Raw genomic sequence first — 21,683 nt, 5'->3', positions numbered from 1 at the left:
ACAGCCAATATGTTCACTGACACGGCCCCATCGCTGGCAAGCCAGCTCCCACAAGGAGTTTTGTGTTGTCACCGGATTTTAAGGATTCACCATGATTCCCAACGAAGACCAAACCCAGATCCGTGACATGGCCCGGCAGTTTGCCGAGGAACGCCTCAAGCCGTTCGCCGCCGAGTGGGATCGCGAGCACCGTTTCCCCAAGGAAGCCATCGGCGAGATGGCTGAGCTGGGCTTCTTCGGCATGCTCGTGCCGGAGCAGTGGGGCGGTTGCGACACCGGTTACCTGGCCTACGCCATGGCCCTGGAAGAAATCGCTGCCGGCGATGGCGCCTGCTCGACGATCATGAGCGTGCACAACTCGGTGGGCTGCGTGCCGATCCTCAAGTTCGGCAACGACGATCAGCGTGAACGTTTTCTCAAACCGCTCGCCAGCGGTGCCATGCTCGGCGCATTTGCACTGACCGAACCGCAGGCCGGTTCCGACGCCAGCAGCCTGAAAACCCGTGCGCGGCTGGAAGGCGATCACTACGTGCTGAACGGCTGCAAACAGTTCATCACCTCCGGGCAGAACGCCGGGATCGTGATTGTGTTTGCGGTGACCGATCCGAGCGCCGGCAAGCGCGGCATCAGCGCCTTTATCGTGCCGACGGATTCACCGGGTTACAAAGTCGCTCGCGTTGAAGACAAACTCGGTCAGCACGCCTCCGACACCTGCCAGATTCTCTTTGAAGACGTCAAAGTGCCGGTGGCCAACCGTTTGGGCGAAGAGGGCGAGGGCTACAAGATTGCCTTGGCCAACCTCGAGGGCGGTCGTGTCGGCATCGCTTCGCAATCGGTGGGCATGGCCCGTGCGGCGTTCGAAGCGGCGCGCGATTACGCCCGTGAGCGCGACACCTTCGGCAAGCCGATCATCGAGCATCAGGCCGTCGCGTTCCGCCTGGCTGACATGGCCACGCAGATCGCCGTCGCCCGGCAGATGGTGCATTACGCGGCGGCCCTGCGTGACAGTGGGCAACCGGCGCTGGTCGAGGCGTCGATGGCCAAGCTGTTCGCTTCGGAAATGGCCGAGAAGGTCTGCTCGATGGCATTGCAAACCCTCGGCGGTTACGGTTACCTCAACGACTTCCCGCTGGAACGCATCTACCGCGACGTGCGCGTCTGCCAGATCTACGAAGGCACCAGCGATATTCAGCGCATGGTCATTTCGCGCAATCTTTGAGAAGGAATTTTATTTCATGACTTACGAAACGATTCTGCTGGAAACCCACGGCCGCGTTGGCCTGATCACCCTCAACCGACCACAGGCGCTGAATGCCCTGAACGCGCAACTGGTCAGCGAAGTGAACCAGGCGCTCGATGCACTGGAAGCCGATGCCGCCATCGGTTGCATCGTCATCACTGGCTCGAAAAAAGCCTTTGCCGCCGGTGCCGACATCAAGGAAATGGCCGAGCTGACCTACCCGCAGATCTACATGGACGACCTGTTCAGCGACAGCGATCGCGTGGCCAACCGACGCAAACCGATCATCGCAGCGGTCAACGGTTTTGCCTTGGGCGGTGGCTGTGAACTGGCATTGATGTGCGACTTCATTCTGGCCGGCGACAACGCCAAATTCGGCCAGCCGGAAATCAACCTCGGCGTGCTGCCGGGTATGGGCGGCACCCAGCGCCTGACCCGCGCGGTGGGCAAGGCCAAAGCGATGGAAATGTGCCTGAGCGGGCGCTTGATCGATGCAGTGGAAGCCGAGCGCTGCGGCATCGTCGCGCGTATCGTGCCGAGTGATGAGCTGCTCGATGAAGCGCTGAAAGTGGCTGGAGTGATCGCGAGCAAATCGCTGCCGATTGCGATGATGGTCAAGGAGAGCGTGAATCGTGCCTTTGAGGTCAACCTGACCGAAGGCGTGCGTTTTGAGCGCCGAGTGTTCCATGCCGCGTTTGCCACGCAGGATCAGAAAGAAGGTATGGCGGCGTTTGTGGCCAAGCGTGCGCCGGAGTTCAAGGGTCAGTAATTCGGCGTTTGTGAGGACGCCATCGCTAGCAGGGCTGGCTCCCACAGTGCTTTGTGTCGGTCACAGATTTCAGTGGGCAAGCCAAATCATTGTGGGAGCTGGCTTGCCAGCGATGGCGGTGGGTCAGTCAATGGAGCTGTTGACTGTGCTTGCCTCATCGCTGGCAAGCCAGCTCCCACAAGTTTCTGTGCTGACCAGTAAAGTCATGCACAGCACTGATCACTGTGGGAACTTGCCCTGCAAGCGATGGCGGTGGGTCAGTTGGCATCTTTGGTACAGAGAGTCCGCCATCGCCAGCAGGGCTGCCTCCCACAGGGTTTTGTGTTGGTCACACAATCCGGGGGCGACTCGAATCACTGTGGGAGCTTGCCCTGCAAGCGATGGCGGTGGTTCAGTTAGCATCTTTGGTACAGAGAGTCCGCCATCGCCAGCAGGGCTAGCTCCCACAGGGTTTTGTGTTGGTCACACAATCCGGGGGCAAGCCAAATCATTGTGGGAGCTGGCTTGCCAGCGATGGCGGTGGGGCAGTCAATGGAGCTGTTGACTGTGCTTGCCTCATCGCTGGCAAGCCAGCTCCCACAAGTTTTTGTGCTGACCAGTAAAGTCATGCACAGCACTGATCACTGTGGGAGCTTGCCCTGCAAGCGATGGCGGTGGGTCAGTTGGCATCTTTGGTACAGAGAGTCCGCCATCGCCAGCAGGGCTGGCTCCCACAGGGTTTTGTGTTGGTCACAGATTTCAGTGGGCAACCCAAATCATTGTGGGAGCTTGCTTGCCAGCGATGGCGGTGGTTCAGTCTATGGAGCTGTTGACTGTGCTTGCCTCATCGCTGGCAAGCCAGCTCCCACAGGTTTCTATGCTGACCAGTAATGTCATGCACAGCACTGATCACTGTGGGAGCTTGCCCTGCAAGCGATGGCGGTAAGTCAGTTAGCATCTTTGGTACAAAGAGTCCGCTATCGCCAGCAGGGCGGGCTCCCACAGGGCTTTGTGTTGGTCACACAATCCGGGGGCAAGCCAAATCATTGTGGGAGCTGGCTTGCCAGCGATGGCGGTGGGTCAGTCAATGCAGGTGTTGACTGTGCTTGCCTCATCGCTGGCAAGCCAGCTCCCACAAGTTTATATGCTGACCAGTAAAGTCATGCACAGCACTGATCACTGTGGGAGCTTGCCCTGCAAGCGATGGCGGTAGGTCAGTCGGCATCTTTGGTACAGCGAGTCCGCCATCGCCAGCAGGGCTGGCTCCCACAGGGTTTTGTGTTGGTCACAAATTTCAGTGGGCAACCCAAATCATTGTGGGAGCTGGCTTGCCAGCGATGGCGGTGGTTCAGTCAATGGAGGTGTTGACTGTGCTTGCCTCATCGCTGGCAAGCCAGCTCTCACAAGTTCCTGTGCTGACCACTAAAGTCATGCACAGCACTGATCATTGTGGGAGCTAGCCCTGCTGGCGATGCTTTTGCTTTTAGAGCTGGTAGTTTTTCAAGTCACGGGCAATCACCATCCGCTGAATCTCGCTCGACCCTTCGTAAATCTGGGTAATCCGCGCATCGCGGTAGTACTTCTCGACCGGATAATCTTCGAGATAGCCGTAGCCGCCATGAATCTGAATCGCCGACGAACAGACCTTCTCGGCCATTTCCGAAGCGAACAGCTTGGCCTGCGAAGCCTCCGATAAGCACGGTTTGCCCGCCGTACGCAGCCGTGCCGCATGCAGGATCATCAACCGCGCAGCGTTGATTTGCATGTGCATGTCAGCCAGCAGGTTGGCGATGCTCTGGTGTTCGATAATCGGTTTGTCGAACTGCACGCGATCCTTCGAGTACGCCAGCGCCGCTTCAAACGCCGCACGGGCGATGCCCAACGCTTGCGCAGCGATGCCGATGCGTCCGCCTTCAAGATTGGACAGGGCAATCGCCAGACCCTTGCCGCGCTCGCCGAGCAAATTGGCCTCGGGAATGATGCAGTTGTTCAGGGTCACCGCGCAGGTATCCGAAGCACGGATGCCCATCTTGTGTTCAGTGCGATCAACGATGAAACCGGCGGTATCGGTCGGCACCAGAAACGCCGAAATACCTTTCTTGCCCAACTCCGGATCGGTCACGGCAAACACGATCGCCAGTTTCGCCCGTTTGCCATTGCTGACAAATTGCTTGGAACCGTTGATCACCCATTGGCCGTCACGCAGTTCGGCGCGCGTGCGCAGGTTGTGCGCCTCGGAGCCGGCCTGGGGTTCGGTCAGGCAGAAGCAGCCGATGGCTTGACCGCTGGCCAGATCCGCCAGCCAGGTTTTTTTCTGTTGATCGCTGCCGTAGTTGAGCACCGGCCCGCAACCCACCGAGTTATGAATGCTCATGAATGCGCCGGTCGCGCCATCACCGGCAGAAATCTCTTCCACGGCCAAAGCGTAGGCGACGTAATCGACGTAGGTGCCGCCCCATTCCTCGGGCACCACCATGCCCAAGAGGCCTAGCTCACCCATCTTCGCCACGAGCGCGTCGTCGATCCAGCCAGCCTTTTCCCACGCCTGCGCATGGGGCGCGATTTCGCCGCGGGCAAAGTCCCGAGCCATGTCGCGGATCATCACTTGTTCTTCAGTCAGTTCGAGATCGTGCATGGCTCAGCTCCCGCTCTCATCAAAACCGTGGAAGAAACTCGCCACATGCGCAGCGTCCAGCGTCGCGAGAGTCGGCGGGTTCCAGCGTGGTGATTTGTCTTTGTCGATCAGCAGAGCGCGCACGCCTTCGATCAGGTCGCCACGGGCAAACCACTGGCGATCCAGGTGCAGCTCCAGCGCGAAGCAATGTTCCAGGCTCAGGTGCCGACCGCGCCGGAGCATTTCCAGGGTGACGGCCATGGCCAGCGGCGAACGGGTTTCCAATAGGTTGGCGGTGGTGGTCGCCCATTCATGGCTGTCGGCGACGGTCACGGCGCGCAATTGCTCGACCATGCTCGGCACGTCGGGCAGCGCGAAGAAATGGTCGATGGCCGGGCGCAAGGCCTCAAGCGGCGCATCGGGCAGGGTTTGCACGCCATGCTTGGCCAGCAGGTTTTGCAGAGCCTTGAGCGGGGTGTCCTGCCACTCCATCGCGTCGAGTTTTTCGTCGAGCAGCGCCAGTTTGCTGCTGTCCAGATACCAGTCCGCCAGGCCGCAATACAGCGCATCGGCGGCACGGATCTGCACACCGCTGACCCCCAGATAAATCCCCAGCTCACCGGGGATGCGCGGCAGGAAATAACTGCCGCCGACATCCGGGAAATAACCGATGGCTGTTTCCGGCATGGCCAGACGACTCTTTTCGGTAACCACACGCAGATCGGCGCCTTGCACCAAACCCATGCCGCCGCCGAGGACAAAACCGTCCATCAAGGCCAGCACCGGTTTGCGGTAGTGATGAATCGTCAGGTCGAGGGCGTATTCCTCGACGAAGAAATCTTCATGCAGCGTGTCGCCGCTTTTGAAACTGTCGTACAGGGATCGAATATCGCCGCCGGCGCAGAAGGCTTTTTCACCGGCACCGCGCAGCACCACGGCGTGGACATTGGCGTCAGAGGCCCAGGCGTCGAGTTGCTGTTGCAGCAGACGCACCATGTCGAGGGTGATGGCGTTGAGGCCGGCGGGGCGGTTGAGGGTCAGGTGACCGATGTGATTGCGAACCTCGGCCAGCACTTCGTTTTGCGTGGCATCCATGGACTGTGTCCGCGGGGATGAAGCCTGAGCTGTCATCAGTAACTCCCTGCTTTTATTGTCTTTATTCGAGAAGCTCGCGCGCGAGCGTTACCGGATCGTAACAGTGCAAATTTGCCATGTACAACGGGGATATGTGCAGGGGCTGTCTGCGTTTTTGCTATAGGGACAGCCCGGGTGGATAAAGGCCCGGACGGCGGGTCCGGGCCGGGTACCGGTCAGTCTTTTCCGAAATACGTTTGCAGCGCTCTGGCACATTCAAGCAACGCTTGCCTGGCTTCATCATGTCGGGACGGATAGTTGATGAAACCGTGCTGCATCCTTTCGTATTCCACATGCCGAACTTCGACGCCAGCCTTCCTCAGTCGCATGGCGTACTCGCGTCCTTCGTCCCGAAGGACATCCAGGCCGGAAGTGAGAATCAACGCCGGGGGCAAACCATGAAGGTTTTTCTGGCGCACAGGCGAAACCCTGTAATCGTCGCGAGGAACATCCGGCGGCACGTAATGCGCAATGTACCACTCAAGCATCTGTGCGCTCAGGCCATGGCCATCGGCGAACCTCCGGTGGGATGGATTTTCGGTGATGCAGTCCAGCAGTGGATAAAGCAGTAATTGAAACGCGATTCGGGCAGCGCCCGTTTCCTGAGCCCATTGGCAAATGGCGGCGGCAAGCCCGCCGCCGGAACCGCCACCCGCCACGGCCATTCGCGACGCATCCAGGCCGATGGCATCTCCATGTTCAATAACCCAACGGGTCGCACAACTGCAGTCTTGTAAAGCTGCGGGGAATACCTGTTCCGGTGGTCGAGCATAGTCGACTGCCACGACAGCGCATCCAGCCCATTCGCACATCAGTCGGCAAAAGCTGTCATGGGTGTCGAGGTCACCGGTGACCCATCCACCTCCATGGAAAAACATCAATACCGGTTGAGGCCCTTGACCGGGTGGAAGGTAGAGCCGCAATGGCAGCGGTCGTTCGCCACTGTTGATAGTAAGGTCTGTAACACGCACGACCATGGCATGACGTAATGCAGTCCTTGTATTTTCGACCGTCACATAATCCTGCAAAGAAAGAGAAGTCATGGGTCCACCTCAAGCGTCGTCGCTTCGGTGGTGAGTTCGACGACATATTCCGGTGCAATGAGCTCGACCCCGCCAATGCACATAAGTGTGGGCGGATGCCCGGCGAAGAACTCTTTGTGGGCCTTGGCGATCTGCGGCCAGTATTTCATGCTGGTTGTGTAGATACGGATGCCGACGATGCTGCGGCGATCCCGCCCCAATTGTTGTATAGACCGTTCGATGATGTTGAGGCAATGCAGCGTCTGTCTATAAGCATCTCCCGGTTCATACGGTGAACCATCCGTGTTGAAAGCGACTGTTCCGCCCATCAGGATTCGCTCGCCTACGCGTATCGCGCGGCAATAGCCGGCTTCCTTCTCCCAGGTTGCTTCGGAAAAAACGCGTTGAATAGTCATTGTGCCGCTCCTTGGCCCAAGTGGATGGGCAGTGTTTTGAGTCCACGAAATTGCAGGTTGTTGGTGCGCCAGATTGCCGGCTGATCCGCTATCAGGCTCAATTGCGGATAACGCTGGAACAGGGTGGAAAACACGATTTCGGCTTCGAGGCGGAACAACGCCGTTCCCATGCAGAAGTGCTCACCACGTCCAAAGGCAAGATGATCGTTATGCGGGCGACGGATATCGAAGCGATCTGGCTCAGGAAATTTTCCCGGGTCACGATTGGCGGACGCTCGCATGAGGTACACCAGGTCTCCGTCGCGCATCGTGACTCCGTGCATGGTCACGTCCTCCTTGACGACGCGGTGGCTGAAAGAACCCGCAGAGTCAAACCGCAGCATTTCTTCGATGGCGGGCTTGATCAGTTCAGGATTGGCCCGCAGCTCTGCGGTTTGCTCGGAATGTTCAAGTAAATGCAGAAGTCCGATGCAGAGCTGATCGGCGCTTGTGGTGTAGCCAGCGACAAGGATGAAAACAATCTGCGCGAGCACCTCATCGATACTCGAGCTGCTGTCAGCGCAGGCATCCAGAACGCGGCTGACGAGATCATCTTCAGGCTGTGCACGGCGCTGGGCGATGATGCCTGCGAAATAGGCATACATTTCCTCGACGCCTCTGAGTGCTTGCTCAGGGCCGTAGTCCGGGTCAAGACTTCCCACTAGAAAAATCAGAATATCGTCTGTCCAATTCCTCAATTTCAGCGCGTCGCCACGGGGGATGCCATACAGCTTGGCAAGGATCAGCGCCGGTACCCGGTTGAACAGATTCGCCATCAGATCGGTTTGCGGTTGCAACTCGGCAATTTCCCTGTCGGTGATCTCCTGAATGGTCTGACGCAAAGACTCTATGACGCGAGGCGTAAAGGCTTTGCCCAGCAAGTGGCGGCTGTTCTTGTGCGCTATGCCGTCCTGTGAATACATCCATTCAGAAGCGAGTCTGACAAACGGCGCCAGTTTCCCGCGTTTATCAGGTGGCAGTTGGGCATCGACCAATTGCTGCATACGATCTGATGAGTAGCGTTTTGAGTCGCCCTGCGCTGCAAACACGTCGTCGTAGCGGGTCATGAACCAGGCATTGAACTGGCTGCACCAGTAAATCGGTTGATGTTCTCGCAGGTAAGCGTAAGCGGGGTAGGGATCGCGCACGGTATCGGGATCAGTGAAGTCCAGCAGTGTCTGCGGCTTCTGCTCAGCCATGTACAACGGCGTTGTGAACTGTTCGATGTAGTTGGCAAATGCGATCGGTGCTGTCACAAGTTCCAGTGGGGGCTTGAGCCTTTCAGCCAGCAATGTCATTCGTGCCTCGGTAGCGCGATGAACATCCAGGCCCTCGGTGCTCAGCGCACTCTCGCGAAGTGGAATGGCAAACACTGCAATCAGGTCCTCCAGCGTCTGCAAGGAGACCTGTTGATCAAGAGATGCTTCCTCAATCACCAGGTCCAATGCGCGTGCGTACGCCAGGGCAACCGCTTGACGGTGGGTAATATCACTGGGACCGGTACACCGCTCGACAATACTCTTCTCGATCCGCTGGGCGATGTTGTTCGCAGGACGGGACGCAAAGCGAGGACGGGTCACCGCATCTCTTGCGACCTGATAAGCCAGTACCGAGTTGTCACCGGCAAAGGTGATGCTGATTTCGCAGTCCATGCACTGCGTGACAATCTGATTGTAATGATGGAAACCTTGCGAACCGCACAATTCCCGGCACTTGCGCATCACGTCAAGCCCCATCCACGTACCGACGCTTTTGGCCACCGCCGCATGGATGTGGAGTTCTTTACGTTTGTCCGCCTGGTTCCACATTGCCTCGAAGCGCCTCAGGACCGCCTGCTCCAGAAGCGTGAGAGCCAGCGCCTTCAGTTGTTCCTCGTATAAACGCTGCCGCACCAGCGGATTATCGAGCAACGTCTGACCGGCTGACGCCGTTTTTCTGTGGGCAACAAAGCGGTGAGTCAGCCAACTGCACAGTCCAGCACTGCCCCGTGCTGCAGCCAGCAGGAACACACGCTCCTGAATGAACGTTTCCATGGCCGATGTGGCACGTTTGTCACGAGCTACGTCACTGCTGAATTGCCCGTCAGGCGTGAATCGAGAATACTTTTGCATCAACGCATTCAATGGCAGGTTCACTCCGGTAAAACGGATGCCCGCAACCTGATTGGCATGGATTCCGCCCTTCGGGTCGCAAGCCATGACATTGATGCCACTTGTCAAAGGCCCATTTTCCAAGTCCCGGATGGGCACCCGGAACCAGTGCAATCCTTCGTCCTCACCGTTCACAATCAGGCGTGCCAGTACCATCAATACCTGAGCTGCATGCAGCGCATTGCCTATCCAGAACTTGCATGCCGAAGGCGACGGCGTATTGAGCACCAGATGCTGCGCCAGCGGGTCATATGTCACCGTGGTTTGCAGGTTGCGCACATCGCTTCCGCTAGCGATTTCGGTACAGCCAAACGCATACACGGCACCCAGTTCGACAATTTCCTGTCGATAACGCATGACTTGAATCGAGTCGCCCTGAGTAAAAACCGCGTTGCCAGCGATCAAATGATCTACGACGGAGGAGTAGAGCGCGTAGTCAAAGGCTGCCAATACCGCCAGCCGTTCATTGATAGTCCTGAACTCATCTTCACGCGACTGACCTCGCCACATGTCGTTAGTGATCAGGCCGGACTGGATAACGCAACGCAGCCGTTGGATCGTCAGGTCCATGTAGTCGCGCAATGGCTGATGATGACGCGCTCGCGGGGCGAACAATGGGGTGCCAAGCATTTGCAGCAGTAAGTCGGTCATGGTGATTCCCTCGCAGATTCGAATAGGGTTCGAAACCACCAGAGACGGATTCTGAAGACTGCGGCGCACGACCAAACACCGGCAACGGGCAGGTTGCGTGCGCTAAAAAACGAGGGAGGATGGTGCTGTCAAAGCGCGGAGCCAGCCTTGCCACTCTCGATAGTCAGACATCCGATGTCATCGCTACTGGGCGTTAAGGCGGGCCAGAATACTTAGTGAAAGCAGACAACTCTGTGCGGTACAGGTCTGAAATCTAGTTGTTGTTTCCACTTTGGCAAGGTAGGTCATTCACCATTTGTCGGAAGCAAGGCTACAAACAATGCATGAGTTTCAGCTCAACAGATCCAGCCCGTGTGGGCTCCAGCAAGATTAGTGGTTGAACACGTTGCGGATACTGCGGCGCTTGGCATGCAGCTCACTGGCGTGGATCAGTTGCTCCAGATCTTCGGGGGTGATGTCGATGAAGGCTTCCATGTCGGCCAGGGCGAGTTTCAGGTCTTCGGCGGTGATTGCCTGATTGTCGACCGGGGCGACTGCGGGTGCCGGTTCCGCCGGGCGTTTCGGATAGCGAATACGCGTCAGGTTGTTGTAGGCGAGGGCGCTGAGCAGCATGCACGCTGCGCCGAGCATCACCGGTTCCATGGCTTTCCAATCCATGGCGATGGTCGCGGGATCGGCCAGCACCAGCGTCAGCGCCAGGGCGCCGGCCGGTGGGTGCAGGCAACGCAGCCAGCACATCAGAATCAGCGCCATGCCCGCCGCCAGACAAGCGCTGGCAAGGGTTCGGCCAAGCACGTGAGCGACCAGCAGCGCGACGACACCCGCGCACAGATAACCACCCAGAATCGACCACGGCTGGGCGAGGGCGCCGGAGGACACGGCGAACAGCAACACTGCCGAGGCGCCGAGCGGCCCGATCAGGTGATAAGCGACGTCATGGCCGAACACCTGCGCGCACAGCCACACGCTGAACAACGTGCCCAGCGCCATGCCGATGGCGGCGCGGCTCCATTCGGTTGGGCGGGTGTTTATGGCGGCGGGCAACCAGCGAGCGAGCATGTGAAACTGATCCTTCTACAAAATCCGGGCAAAAAAAAGGACTCGTCCGGTCTATCCGGAAAGCCCTCGAAGTGTTCCAACATTGGGGGAGGAACGCACACAGTTTGACGTTCAATCTCGATGCTGACAAATTCATATAAATGCAGTTTGAGTGCATTATTTTTGCACTGAAACGACGCGGCGACCGCTGGCGACACACAAATAGCCGCCGACTGCCGCCAATGCGCTCAAGGCGTAGAACATCATCGGCGCCGGCGTGTGCATCAGCAGAAACCCGCACATCACCGGGCTTGCAGCGCCGCCGAGTGCCGCCAGATTCTGCGCGCCGTAGTAGCTGCCGCGCAGTTCCTCGGGGGCGAGCGTGTCGACGAAGAGAAAATCTGCCGGGTAAATGATCATCTCGCCCAGGGTGAAAATGAACATCGCCACGCACCAGCCGACGAGGCTGTCAGCCATGCTGAAGCCGATCAGCCCGAGGATGAACAGCGCAGTGCCGCCGGCAATCCACTGGCGCAAGTGCTCGCGCTTGAGGAAACGGCCGATCTGGTATTGCAAAAGGATGACCGTGATCGCATTGCAGGCGAGCAGGGCGGCCATGGTGTCGAGCGTCTGTTGCTGGGTGTGGGTGACCAGCAGATATTGCGACAGGTACAGGGTGAAGCGCCCGTGTACGAGCGTGCTGAGCAGGCAACCCAAGGTGAACAGGATCATCGTCCGATCGTTTTTCAGGATGATCAGGGTGTTCAGAAAGCTTTGCGGCGGGCCAACCGAGGCGATCGGATTAGGCTCTTTCGCTGCGCCCATCAGCAGAAAAATGCTGCCAATGGCAATCGCGCCGGCGACGATAAACGGCGCCGAAGGCTGGATGCCGGCAATTACCACGCCGATCATCGGGCCGACGGCGTAGCCGATATTGGTCAAGGTGTAGTTGAGAGAAAACGCCTTGACCCGTTGGCCAACCGGCAGGTTTTCACTGAGGATGGCCTTCGAGCAGATGAGGAACAGCGCCGACGCGGTTTCACTGATGATCAACACCAAAGTGACCAGATACAGATTCTGCGCGAAGGTCAGCAGGATCATGCCGATGCCGCTGGAGAGCATGGTCAGAATCAGCAACTGGCGTTTGTCCAACCGGTCGATGATGTAACCGCCGTACAGCGACAACAATGTTGCGCTGAATACCGCAATGCCCAGCAGCAGGCCGACGTCTTGCGGGTTGAGGCCGAGTTTGTTGCTGAGGAACAACGTCAGCAGCGGACTGATCAGGGCGCGGCTGATGACGACGGTTAGCGAGCTGATCATCAACCGGCGGATGAAGCGCGAATAGGTGGCCACGGAGGGGGCAATGTCCTTATTTCAGAGGCTTGGCGGGCGTGCACCATCCTCCCTGCGCAACCATCACCGGTCAAGCCGCCACACCGCAAATCCCTTGTAGGAGTGAGCCTGCTCGCGATAGCTGAGTGTCAGTCAACATTGATGTATCTGACACTCCGCCTTCGCGAGCAAGCTCGCTCCCACAGGGGAGTAGGTGTTTATGCGACGTCAGACGCATGCGGCCACTGTTGCAGCGGGATCGGCAATTTGCGCGATTCGCCACGGCCCATCGGGAAGTACTGAAAGCCATTGCGCGCCAGACGATCAGCGTCGTAGAGGTTGCGCCCGTCGAAGATCACCGGGGTATTGAGACGCTGTTTGATCAGCTCGAAATCCGGCGCCTTGAATTGTTGCCATTCGGTGCAGATGATCAATGCGTCAGCACCGGGCAACACTGATTCAGGCGTACCCATCAACATCAGTCTGGATTCGTCCGGGTAGAGGTTCTGGGTTTCCTGCATGGCTTCCGGGTCAAACGCGCGCACGCTGGCGCCGGCCGCCCACAACTCTTCCAGCAGCACGCGGCTTGGCGCATCGCGCATGTCGTCGGTGTTGGGTTTGAACGCCAGCCCCCACAGAGCGAAGGTCTTGCCGCGCAGTTCGCCTTGGTAGAAGGCGTTGATGCGCTCGAACAACTTGTGTTTCTGCCGCTGGTTGATCGCTTCGACCGCTTGCAGCAAGTCGCTGGAGCAATGCGCCTCTTCGGCACTGTGGATCAAGGCGCGCATGTCTTTCGGGAAGCACGAGCCGCCATAACCGCAGCCCGGATAGATGAAGTGATAACCGATGCGCGTGTCGGCGCCGATGCCCTGACGCACCGACTCGATGTCGGCACCCAGGTGTTCGGCGAGTTCGGCGATCTGGTTGATGAAGCTGATCTTGGTCGCCAGCATGCAGTTGGCGGCGTACTTGGTCAGTTCGGCGCTGCGCAAATCCATGAACATGATGCGGTCGTGATTGCGGTTGAAGGGCGAGTACAGATCACGCATGACGTCGCGCACCTCATCACCTTCGCAGCCGATAACGATGCGATCCGGACGGCGGCAATCGGCAACTGCCGAGCCTTCCTTGAGAAATTCCGGGTTGGAGACGATATCGAATTGCAGCAGGCGACCGACCTTGATCAGCGCTTTTTCGATGTGCGTGCGCAGGGTGTCGCCGGTGCCCACCGGCACCGTGGATTTCTCGACGATGATCAGCGGTTGCTCACGATGACGGGCAATCGCATCGCCGACCGACAGCACGTAGCGCAGGTCCGCCGAACCGTCTTCTCGGGACGGCGTACCCACCGCAATGAACGCGACACGAGCGTGCTGCACGGCGAGTTTTTCATCGGTGGTGAACAGCAGGCGTTTCGAATCCAGCCCTTCGCGCACCAGGCTGGCCAGTCCTGGTTCAAAAATGCTCACGTGCCCCTGGCGCAACAGGTCGACCTTTTTCTGGTCGACGTCCATGCACACGACATCATGGCCTACCTCGGCCAACACAGCCGCTTGCACCAGACCGACGTAACCGCTGCCAAATACTGTGATTTTCATGGAGCACTCCTGAATGCGGGCGCACGAGCCGGACGCGTGTTGATGGTGATGACCCCGAGCATGACCAGCGCCACGCCCAGCGATTTGCTGAAACTGAAGGATTCGTTGAACAGCGGCAGACTGGCCGCCAGCAGGTACACCAGCGCATAGCTGAGGCTCAGCAGCGAATAAGCCCGACCCAGCGGCAGATCGCGCAGGGCGGCGAGCCAGCAGAGCATCGACAGGGCATAGGCGAAGATCGCCGCAATGACCACGGCCAATGCGCGCGGGTCGAGGCTGTCTATGGCCGGCCAATGTTCTGGCGTGGGCAGGCGGGTCATGCTCCAGCGCATGCCCAGTTGCGCGGCGCTGACCAGCAAAACGCTGCCGAGGGCGAAAGTGATTCCGCGACGCTGATTCATGTCTGTTGCCCCAGCAAAACCACGCCACCGATCACCAACGCCACGCCGAGCCAATGTTGGCGGTCGATGGGTTCGTGGAAGACGAAGCGGGCGATCAGGGTGATCAGCACAAAATTCAGGCTGAGCATCGGGTAGGCGATGCCGACTTCCAGGCGCTGCAACACCAGCAGCCAGACCAAGAGACCTGAGCCGAGGGCGAGCAGGGCCAGCCACAACCACGGCGAACGCAGTTTGTCGGCCCACGTCGACTCGACCCCGCGCCAGCTCTCCACGGCGTATTTCTGCGCAATCTGCCCGAGACAGGTCAGCAGGCACGCGGCCAACAGCAACAAAAGGCTCATGACGCCACCTTCGGCAGGATCATGATCACCAGGTTGCCCTGTTCATAACGGACGCCGTCCTTTGGCAACTTGTCGATTTCGTCCAGTTCGTCCTGCCCCTTGACGCGCATCACCACGCCGACCGAACCGCTGCGGCGCGCTTCACGCATCCACTGTTGCACTTGATCGGGATCGACCCGTTGTTGAATGCCGTCAGGATAGGCAAGGCCATATTTCAATTCGCCTATCGTGTTGTACAACGCCACTTGCGGGCTTTTCAGGCGCCAGGCCAGCGCTGACGCCGCACCAAGGTCGTTGCTCAGCAGGTGCGTGGTTTGCGCCAGTTCGCTGACGTGATGCTTGATGAACTGATCAGGCATCTTGTTGGCGACCACCGATTTGGGCATCGCTGCCGGCAAAACGGCGATCAGCAACAGGCTGCCCAGCGCCGGCGCCGCCCAGCATTGCAATGGCAGGAAGGCTTGCAGCAAGTTGGCGATGATCCAGCCGATCAGTGCAATGAACACCAGCACCATGCTGTGCAGTTCGTGGTCGTAGACCGGTTTGGTCTGCTGCAGATACACCAGCGCAATCAGCGTAATGAGGCCGAGCAACAAATTGAGCACCCCATTGATGCTCAGCGCCCGACCTTGCTCAAGACGCAAACGGTCGGCCAGCGCGTGACCAAGCAGCAACGCCAGTGGCAGCAGGCACGGCAGGATGTAGGTGGGCAATTTGCCGTTGCTCAGGCTGAAAAACAGCAGCGGCATCAGTAGCCACAGCAGCAGGAAAATCACTTTGGGCTGAGCGCGGGTTTGCCAGGCTTGCTTGAACGCCGTCGGCAGCAATCCCGCCCACGGCAAACTGAACGCCACCAGTAGCGGCAAGTAGAACCACCACGGCGCGTCATGCTGGGCATCGTCACCGGCAAAGCGGCGGATGTGTTCATGCCAGAAGAAAAACCGCCAGTAGTCGGGCTCCTGCGCATGCACCGAGAGCACCCACGGCAGACTGACGATGATCGCCACGGCAATTGCCACCGGGCCAAACATCAGCAGTTCACGCCAGCGCTTTTGCCAGAGCATCCACGGCAATGCGATCAGCACCGGCAGCAGCCAGGCGAGAAAGCCCTTGGTCATAAAGCCCATGCCGCAGGCCAGCCCCAACACGGCCCAGGCGGCCATGCGCTTACCGCCGGTTTGACTGTCGACGGCAAACCACAGCGCCACCAGACTCAGGTTCACCCAGAAAGTGAATTGCGGATCGAGGTTGGCGTAACCGGCCTGGCCGGCGACGATGGTGAAGCTCATGTAGATCAGCGCGCAGACAAAACTTTTGCGCGGCTCGTTCCACAAACGCCGGGCGATGAGATAACACAGCAACACACTCAACCCAGTGCTCAGCGCCGAAGCGAAGCGCACGCCGAACAGGTTCTGCCCGAACACTTCCTGCCCCAACGCAATCATCCAGTAGCCGGCAATCGGCTTCTCGAAATAGCGCAGGCTCATGAAATGCGGCAACACCCAGTTGCCGCTCAGCAGCATGTCCTGGCTGATTTGCGCGTAGCGAGATTCATCGGGAATCCACAAGCCATGGGTGCCCAGCGGCAGCAGGTAGGCCAGCAGACAAATCGCCAACAGCAGCAACGGCAATGCCCAGCGTTTAATCATGCGCCTTGCACTCCCAGCCAGCCTTCACGGCCATCAAGGGCGCCACGCTGCACGCGGCCCACGGGCAAGGTGTTGAAGAATTCGGGCAACAAATCGCCCAGCGGTGTGAAGTCGATGTGGCGCTGACGCGCAGCGGCCAGCAGTTGACGAAAATCCTCAGCCATCAGAATCCCTTCCACTTCGGCATGAATGGTGTAGACGTTGAGCTGTTGCGCACGGAAGTGATCGAGCAGGAACGCGTTGTAATCCCGCGCCGCAACGATAGGGCCGACGACCTCGTCGAAGGTCGGCAGGTCCACCGGTATCTGCGGCGTGCCCGGCGTGCCATCGGCGAGCAGCGGACGAAACAGTCGCATGCCCCGGCAATCGCTGTTGTAGCGAAAGCCGAAGGCCTGCTTGGCTTCGATCACCCGCTCATCGGCACGCCAACCGGCGGCGGCTGAACAGGTGATTTTCTCGCCGAGAATGTCGCTCAAAGTGTCGACGCCCTGACGGATCTGCTCGATCAGTTGCTTGTTGCTCCAGGTGCCAGCGTTGGCCTGCCAGCCGTGGTGATCCCAGGCATGCAGGCCGACTTCGTGTCCGGCATCACGGGCCTGACGCATCAGGTGCCCGAGGTCGCGACCAATCGGTTTGCCCGGCCATGCGGTGCCGGCCAGCAGAATGTCCCAGCCATACAGGCCGGCAGCGTTGGAGCGGAGCATCTTCCAGAGAAACTGCGGGCGGATCAGGCGCCACAGATGCCGGCCCATGTTGTCCGGGCCGACACTGAAGAAAAACGTTGCCTTGATCTGCGCCTCGTCGAGTATTTCCAGCAAGCGCGGCACACCTTCACGAGTGCCGCGAAAGGTGTCGACGTCAATGCGTAGACCGGCCTGCATCAAGGCTTGTCCGCGATTTCGAGCATGGCTTCACGCAAGAAGAAATCCAGCGTATTGCCGATGGTCTCGCGCATTTCCACGGTCGGCGTCCAGTCGAGCAGACGCTTGGCGTTGGCGATGCTTGGCTTGCGGTGTTCGACGTCTTGATAACCGGCACCGTAGAACGCCTTGCTTTCCACGTCGCGGAAACCGGCGAACGGCGGGAAGTTGTCACGCAGCGGGTGCGCTTCGAACTGACGCAGCAGCTCTTCGCCCAGTTGACGAATACTGGCCTCGTTGTTCGGGTTGCCGATGTTGATGATCTGCCCGTTGCAGACGTCGTTGTCGTTATCGATGATCCGCGCCAAGGCCTCGACGCCGTCAGCGATGTCAGTGAAACAGCGTTTCTGCTCACCGCCGTCGAACAGACGGATTGGCGTGCCTTCGACCAGATTGAGGATCAATTGGGTGATGGCGCGGGAGCTACCAATGCGCGCCGAGTCCAGACGATCAAGGCGCGGGCCCATCCAGTTGAAAGGACGGAACAGGGTGAAATTCAGACCCTTGGCGCCGTAAGCCCAGATCACTCGGTCCAGCAGTTGCTTGGACACCGAGTAGATCCAGCGCTGCTTGTTGATCGGGCCGACCACCAGATTGGAGGTGTCTTCGTCGAAGTGCTTGTCCTGGCACATGCCATAGACTTCCGAGGTCGACGGGAAGATCACGCGCTTGTTGTACTTGACGCAGTAGCGCACCAGTTTCAGGTTTTCTTCGAAATCGAGTTCGAACACGCGCAACGGGTTGCGGGTGTATTCGATCGGCGTGGCGATGGCCACCAGCGGCAGGACCACATCGCACTTCTTGATGTGGTACTCGATCCACTCGGAGTGAATGCTGATGTCGCCTTCGACGTAGTGGAAGTGCGGATGACTGCGCAAACGGTCGATGGCATCGGAACCGATATCGAGGCCATAGACTTCGTAGCGATCATCGCGCAACAGACGCTCGGACAGGTGATTGCCGATGAAACCGTTGACGCCAAGGATCAGCACGCGCGTGCGACGTGGCGCGCGCCCGGATTCCGCGCCGCGCAGCAGCGAACCGTCGACCAGACCGAGTTCACTGGCCAGTTGCGCGCCGCTGAGGAACAGGCCGTTGTCGTTGCGTTGGCCTGAAAGGACTACCAGCGAATCTTCACCGCAGGCAATGCGCAGTGGATCAACGCTTATCACCCGGCCCGGCGCCTGGCCGTCGTTGCCTTTGATGACCTCGGCGCTCCAGACGATCAGCTTGTGTTCACCGACGGCGCAGAACGCGCCCGGGTACGGCTGGGTGACGGCGCGCACCAGATTGAACAGTTGCTCAGCGGGTTTGGCCCAAAGCAGTTTGCCGTCCGCTGCGCTGCGACGACCGAATACCGTGGCTTTCGCTTCGTCCTGCGCGGTTTCAGTGATTGTGCCTTGCAGCATCGCCGGCAAGGTATCGCGCAACAGATCGGTCGCGGCGATGCGCAGTTTGCCGTGCAGGCTCAACGCGGTATCGCTGCGTTCGATGGCCACGCGTTGTTGCGCGACGATGGCGCCGGCATCGGCACGTTTGACCATTCGGTGCAAGGTCACACCGGTTTCGTTTTCGCCGTTGACCAGCACCCAGTTCGCTGGAGCGCGGCCACGGTAGCTCGGCAGCAACGAGCCGTGCAGGTTGAATGCGCCGTGTTTGGCCACGGCCAGCAGTTGTTCGCTGAGCAGGTTGCGGTAGTAGAAGGAGAACAGGTAATCGGGATTGAGCTTGGCAATCCGCTCGATCCACAACGGGTGGTTAACGTCTTCTGGCGCATGCACCGGGATGCCCTTGTTAGCGCACAGTTGCGCGACCGAGGCGTAGAAGGCGTTTTCTTTCGGGTCATCGGCGTGAGTGAACACAGCGGCGATGTCGTAGCCGCTGTCGAGCAGGGCTTGAATGCCGGCGCAGCCAATATCGTGGTAAGCGAAGACAACAGTTTTTGCACTCATGAGAGAACCTGACCGGTAGTGGAAGTAGAAGAGAGGCCGTCAACGGTGATCGCAGGCGCCGGGTGGGATGGGTGGCTGCGCAAGACTTTTTCAATGAAGAAACGCGGGCGGGCGCGCACGTCGCTGTACATGCGCCCGAGGTATTCGCCGAGCAGGCCCATGCCGATGAACTGGCCGCCGGTGAACACGAACAGCACCGCGAACAGGACGAACATGCCGTCCCCGGCCCAGCCGGCACCGAATACCAAGCGCAACACGATCAGGGCTGCGGCGAACAACACGCCGAGGCCGGCCATGGCGAAACCGACAATGCTCAGCAAACGCAACGGCGTGGTGGTCATGCAGGTGATCAAGTCGAACATCAGGTTGATCAGGCGCATCGGGCTGTACTTCGAATCGCCGTGTTCACGCTCGGCGTGGGCGACGACGATTTCCGTGGTGTGGCGCGCGAAGCTGTTGGCCAGAATCGGAATGAAGGTGCTGCGCTCGCGGCAGGCGAGCATCGCGTCGATGATCGTTCGGCGGTAAGCGCGGAGCATGCAGCCGTAGTCGCTCATGGCAACGCCGGTGGAGCGCTGCACGGCGAGGTTGATCAGCTTCGACGGGTAGCGACGCAGCGCCGAATCCTGACGATTGCCGCGCACCGTGCCGACCACGTCGAAACCCTTTTCGGCTTCGGCAACCAGGCGCGGGATTTCTTCCGGTGGGTTCTGCAGGTCGGCGTCGAGGGTGATCACCACGTCGCCCTTGCATTGCTCGAAACCAGCCATGATTGCCGCGTGCTGGCCGTAGTTGCGGTTGAGGATGACCGCCACGAACGGACTGTCTTCGCGAGTCGCGGCGTCCTCAAGGATGTGGGCGGAGTCGTCACGGCTACCGTCGTCGATCAGGACGATTTCATAGTCGTAACGCAGCATCCGGCACGCCGCTTCGGTACGGCGCAGCAACTCCGGCAGGCTGTCCTGTTCGTTGTAGACCGGGATGACGATCGACACACAGCGGATCGGATAGGGTTTCACAGGCGTTTATCCATGAGGGTGGCGATGGCCCTGACGACGCGATCAAGGTCCTGATCGGTCATGTCGGGGAACAATGGAATCGAGCACAGTCGTGCCGAGTTCCATTCGGTGTTGGGCAGATGCAGGTCGGGATCACGCTGGCGATACCAGGTGTGCAGGTGGGTGGCGATGAAATGGATACCGGTGCCGATGCCCTGGTCCTGCAAGCCCTTCATAAAGGCTTCGCGGTCGATGCCGCAGCGCTCGCTGTCGATGCGCAGGATGAACAGGTGCCAAGCGTGTTGTTGCGAGTAGGCGGGCAGGGCCAGTGGTTGCACCGGCAGGCCTTCGAGTTTTTGCCGATAGGCGGCGGCCAGCTCGGTGCGGCGCGCGTTGATCGCGTCCAGACGCTGCAATTGCACCAAGGCAATTGCGGCATTGATGTCGGCGAGGTTGTACTTGAAGCCCGGCTCCATCACCTGCGCCTGCGGCTTGCGGCCACCGGTCAGGCGATCGTAGGCGTCAACGCCCAGACCGTGGAACTTGAGCATGCGCACACGACTGGCCAAGGCTTCGTCATCGCTGACGAACATCGCGCCTTCGGCACAGGTCATGTTCTTGATCGCGTGGAAGGAGAAGATCGCCGTGCCTTGCGCGCCGACGTGACGGCCCTTGTAGCGGGTGCCGGCCGCATGGGCGGCGTCTTCGATGACGGCGATGCCGTGCTTGTCGGCCAGTGCGTAAAGCGGATCGAGATCGAAGGCGGCGCCAGCGTAATGCACCGGGATGATCGCTTTAGTGCGCGGGGTGATCGCCGCCTCGATACGCGCGGCGTCAGTCATCAGCGTGTCACGGTCGACGTCGACGAACACCGGTTTGGCGCCGAGCAACGAAATCATGTTGGCAGTCGACACCCAGGTTTGCGAAGGCGTTATAACTTCATCGCCCGGGCCAATGCCCAAGGCGAGCAAGGTGATATGCATGCCGCCGGTGGCCGAAGAAAGTGCTACGGCATGTTTGCAACCGACATAAGCGGCGAACTGTTCTTCGAGTGCCTGACATTTAGGGCCAGTGGTAATCCAGCCAGAACGTAATACTTGTTCAACGGCGGTTATTTCCTCATCGCCGATACTCGGACGCGAAAACGGCAGGAACGCTTGACTCATAAGAACCTCGGGGCGACAGCCATCCTTCAGCCAATTGTCTGAAAAACACGGGATTTCAATGGTTTGGGATACCGGCCGGGGAATGCCTGATTGACTTTTAAGCCCCCGGACGGCAGGTTGTAGGCCTTTCGGGGCAACCTGTTGTAATTAAGGTTATGCCGCTTTTTGTGAAAGGAACATCAAAATACGGTTGGCAATTCGTCTATCTGTAAGCCATACAGCCACCGTTCAGACTTCTTCCGTTCATCGGCGCTTTTAATAGAAAAGTCCT

17 protein-coding genes are annotated in these 21,683 nt (G+C 59.1%); 2 read left to right on the top strand and 15 right to left on the bottom strand.

Features of this window, described 5'->3' with window-relative positions; translation table 11 throughout:
• The first annotated feature begins 91 nt into the window (after positions 1-91).
• Both AC3Y64_RS14815 and AC3Y64_RS14810 read left to right on the top strand, forming a co-directional pair.
• Complete coding sequence (locus AC3Y64_RS14815) at positions 92-1,219, top strand: acyl-CoA dehydrogenase (protein WP_025109815.1); 1,128 nt, start codon at positions 92-94, stop codon at positions 1,217-1,219.
• A 16-nt stretch (positions 1,220-1,235) separates the two neighbouring features.
• Positions 1,236-2,009 carry an enoyl-CoA hydratase gene (locus AC3Y64_RS14810; RefSeq protein ID WP_489984244.1) on the top strand — a complete coding sequence of 258 codons (774 nt, stop codon included), beginning with the start codon at positions 1,236-1,238 and terminating at the stop codon, positions 2,007-2,009.
• A 1,462-nt stretch (positions 2,010-3,471) separates the two neighbouring features.
• Here AC3Y64_RS14810 and AC3Y64_RS14805 read toward each other — a convergent pair.
• From AC3Y64_RS14805 to arnB, 15 genes are all read right to left on the bottom strand, one after another.
• Positions 3,472-4,623 (bottom strand): acyl-CoA dehydrogenase family protein, encoded by a 1,152-nt coding sequence (locus tag AC3Y64_RS14805; RefSeq protein WP_489984243.1) that lies wholly within the window; start codon positions 4,621-4,623, stop codon positions 3,472-3,474.
• A gap of 3 nt (positions 4,624-4,626) precedes the next feature.
• Complete coding sequence (locus AC3Y64_RS14800) at positions 4,627-5,733, bottom strand: enoyl-CoA hydratase/isomerase family protein (protein WP_489984242.1); 1,107 nt, start codon at positions 5,731-5,733, stop codon at positions 4,627-4,629.
• A 179-nt stretch (positions 5,734-5,912) separates the two neighbouring features.
• On the bottom strand, positions 5,913-6,779 hold the full coding sequence (locus AC3Y64_RS14795) for an alpha/beta hydrolase (protein WP_489984241.1): 867 nt from the start codon (positions 6,777-6,779) through the stop codon (positions 5,913-5,915).
• Positions 6,776-7,174 carry a Rid family hydrolase gene (locus tag AC3Y64_RS14790; RefSeq protein ID WP_489984240.1) on the bottom strand — a complete coding sequence of 133 codons (399 nt, stop codon included), beginning with the start codon at positions 7,172-7,174 and terminating at the stop codon, positions 6,776-6,778. Before AC3Y64_RS14790 ends, AC3Y64_RS14795 begins: the two co-directional genes overlap by 4 nt.
• The gene (locus AC3Y64_RS14785; protein ID WP_489984239.1) at positions 7,171-10,014 is read right to left on the bottom strand and encodes a cytochrome P450; all 2,844 of its coding nucleotides are present in this window, start codon (positions 10,012-10,014) and stop codon (positions 7,171-7,173) included. Before AC3Y64_RS14785 ends, AC3Y64_RS14790 begins: the two co-directional genes overlap by 4 nt.
• Before the next feature lie 369 nt (positions 10,015-10,383).
• Complete coding sequence (locus AC3Y64_RS14780) at positions 10,384-11,073, bottom strand: HPP family protein (protein WP_489984238.1); 690 nt, start codon at positions 11,071-11,073, stop codon at positions 10,384-10,386.
• A gap of 156 nt (positions 11,074-11,229) precedes the next feature.
• Complete coding sequence (locus tag AC3Y64_RS14775) at positions 11,230-12,408, bottom strand: MFS transporter (RefSeq protein ID WP_489984237.1); 1,179 nt, start codon at positions 12,406-12,408, stop codon at positions 11,230-11,232.
• A gap of 197 nt (positions 12,409-12,605) precedes the next feature.
• The gene (locus tag AC3Y64_RS14770; RefSeq protein ID WP_489984236.1) at positions 12,606-13,985 is read right to left on the bottom strand and encodes a UDP-glucose dehydrogenase family protein; all 1,380 of its coding nucleotides are present in this window, start codon (positions 13,983-13,985) and stop codon (positions 12,606-12,608) included.
• Positions 13,982-14,386 carry a 4-amino-4-deoxy-L-arabinose-phosphoundecaprenol flippase subunit ArnF gene (arnF, locus tag AC3Y64_RS14765; RefSeq protein WP_489984235.1) on the bottom strand — a complete coding sequence of 135 codons (405 nt, stop codon included), beginning with the start codon at positions 14,384-14,386 and terminating at the stop codon, positions 13,982-13,984. Before arnF ends, AC3Y64_RS14770 begins: the two co-directional genes overlap by 4 nt.
• Positions 14,383-14,727, bottom strand: a complete 345-nt coding sequence (gene arnE / locus AC3Y64_RS14760) for a 4-amino-4-deoxy-L-arabinose-phosphoundecaprenol flippase subunit ArnE (RefSeq protein ID WP_489984234.1) — start codon at positions 14,725-14,727, stop codon at positions 14,383-14,385. Before arnE ends, arnF begins: the two co-directional genes overlap by 4 nt.
• On the bottom strand, positions 14,724-16,376 hold the full coding sequence (gene arnT / locus AC3Y64_RS14755) for a lipid IV(A) 4-amino-4-deoxy-L-arabinosyltransferase (RefSeq protein ID WP_489984233.1): 1,653 nt from the start codon (positions 16,374-16,376) through the stop codon (positions 14,724-14,726). Before arnT ends, arnE begins: the two co-directional genes overlap by 4 nt.
• Positions 16,373-17,257 (bottom strand): 4-deoxy-4-formamido-L-arabinose-phosphoundecaprenol deformylase, encoded by an 885-nt coding sequence (gene arnD, locus AC3Y64_RS14750; RefSeq protein ID WP_489984232.1) that lies wholly within the window; start codon positions 17,255-17,257, stop codon positions 16,373-16,375. The genes arnT and arnD overlap by 4 nt, the downstream gene beginning before the upstream one ends.
• On the bottom strand, positions 17,257-19,248 hold the full coding sequence (gene arnA / locus AC3Y64_RS14745; protein ID WP_489984231.1) for a bifunctional UDP-4-amino-4-deoxy-L-arabinose formyltransferase/UDP-glucuronic acid oxidase ArnA: 1,992 nt from the start codon (positions 19,246-19,248) through the stop codon (positions 17,257-17,259). Before arnA ends, arnD begins: the two co-directional genes overlap by 1 nt.
• Complete coding sequence (arnC, locus tag AC3Y64_RS14740) at positions 19,245-20,267, bottom strand: undecaprenyl-phosphate 4-deoxy-4-formamido-L-arabinose transferase (protein ID WP_489984230.1); 1,023 nt, start codon at positions 20,265-20,267, stop codon at positions 19,245-19,247. The genes arnA and arnC overlap by 4 nt, the downstream gene beginning before the upstream one ends.
• Complete coding sequence (gene arnB / locus AC3Y64_RS14735) at positions 20,264-21,412, bottom strand: UDP-4-amino-4-deoxy-L-arabinose aminotransferase (protein WP_489984229.1); 1,149 nt, start codon at positions 21,410-21,412, stop codon at positions 20,264-20,266. The genes arnC and arnB overlap by 4 nt, the downstream gene beginning before the upstream one ends.
• Between the last annotated feature and the right edge of the window lie 271 nt (positions 21,413-21,683).

This window comes from Pseudomonas sp. 4CAES_32.4 (genome assembly GCF_058136335.1).
Note: the sequence above shows the minus strand (reverse complement) of the source record. Positions and strands in the feature narration are given on the sequence as shown.

Bases quoted from the DNA above. Each gene is read 5' to 3' on its own strand.
- AC3Y64_RS14815 (WP_025109815.1), top strand. From the start codon at position 92: ATGATTCCCAACGAAGACCAAACCCAGATCCGTGACATGGCCCGGCAG.
- AC3Y64_RS14810 (WP_489984244.1), top strand. From the start codon at position 1,236: ATGACTTACGAAACGATTCTGCTGGAAACCCACGGCCGCGTTGGCCTG.
- AC3Y64_RS14805 (WP_489984243.1), bottom strand. From the start codon at position 4,623: ATGCACGATCTCGAACTGACTGAAGAACAAGTGATGATCCGCGACATG.
- AC3Y64_RS14800 (WP_489984242.1), bottom strand. From the start codon at position 5,733: ATGACAGCTCAGGCTTCATCCCCGCGGACACAGTCCATGGATGCCACG.
- AC3Y64_RS14795 (WP_489984241.1), bottom strand. From the start codon at position 6,779: ATGACTTCTCTTTCTTTGCAGGATTATGTGACGGTCGAAAATACAAGG.
- AC3Y64_RS14790 (WP_489984240.1), bottom strand. From the start codon at position 7,174: ATGACTATTCAACGCGTTTTTTCCGAAGCAACCTGGGAGAAGGAAGCC.
- AC3Y64_RS14785 (WP_489984239.1), bottom strand. From the start codon at position 10,014: ATGACCGACTTACTGCTGCAAATGCTTGGCACCCCATTGTTCGCCCCG.
- AC3Y64_RS14780 (WP_489984238.1), bottom strand. From the start codon at position 11,073: ATGCTCGCTCGCTGGTTGCCCGCCGCCATAAACACCCGCCCAACCGAA.
- AC3Y64_RS14770 (WP_489984236.1), bottom strand. From the start codon at position 13,985: ATGAAAATCACAGTATTTGGCAGCGGTTACGTCGGTCTGGTGCAAGCG.
- arnF (WP_489984235.1), bottom strand. From the start codon at position 14,386: ATGAATCAGCGTCGCGGAATCACTTTCGCCCTCGGCAGCGTTTTGCTG.
- arnE (WP_489984234.1), bottom strand. From the start codon at position 14,727: ATGAGCCTTTTGTTGCTGTTGGCCGCGTGCCTGCTGACCTGTCTCGGG.
- arnT (WP_489984233.1), bottom strand. From the start codon at position 16,376: ATGATTAAACGCTGGGCATTGCCGTTGCTGCTGTTGGCGATTTGTCTG.
- arnD (WP_489984232.1), bottom strand. From the start codon at position 17,257: ATGCAGGCCGGTCTACGCATTGACGTCGACACCTTTCGCGGCACTCGT.
- arnA (WP_489984231.1), bottom strand. From the start codon at position 19,248: ATGAGTGCAAAAACTGTTGTCTTCGCTTACCACGATATTGGCTGCGCC.
- arnB (WP_489984229.1), bottom strand. From the start codon at position 21,412: ATGAGTCAAGCGTTCCTGCCGTTTTCGCGTCCGAGTATCGGCGATGAG.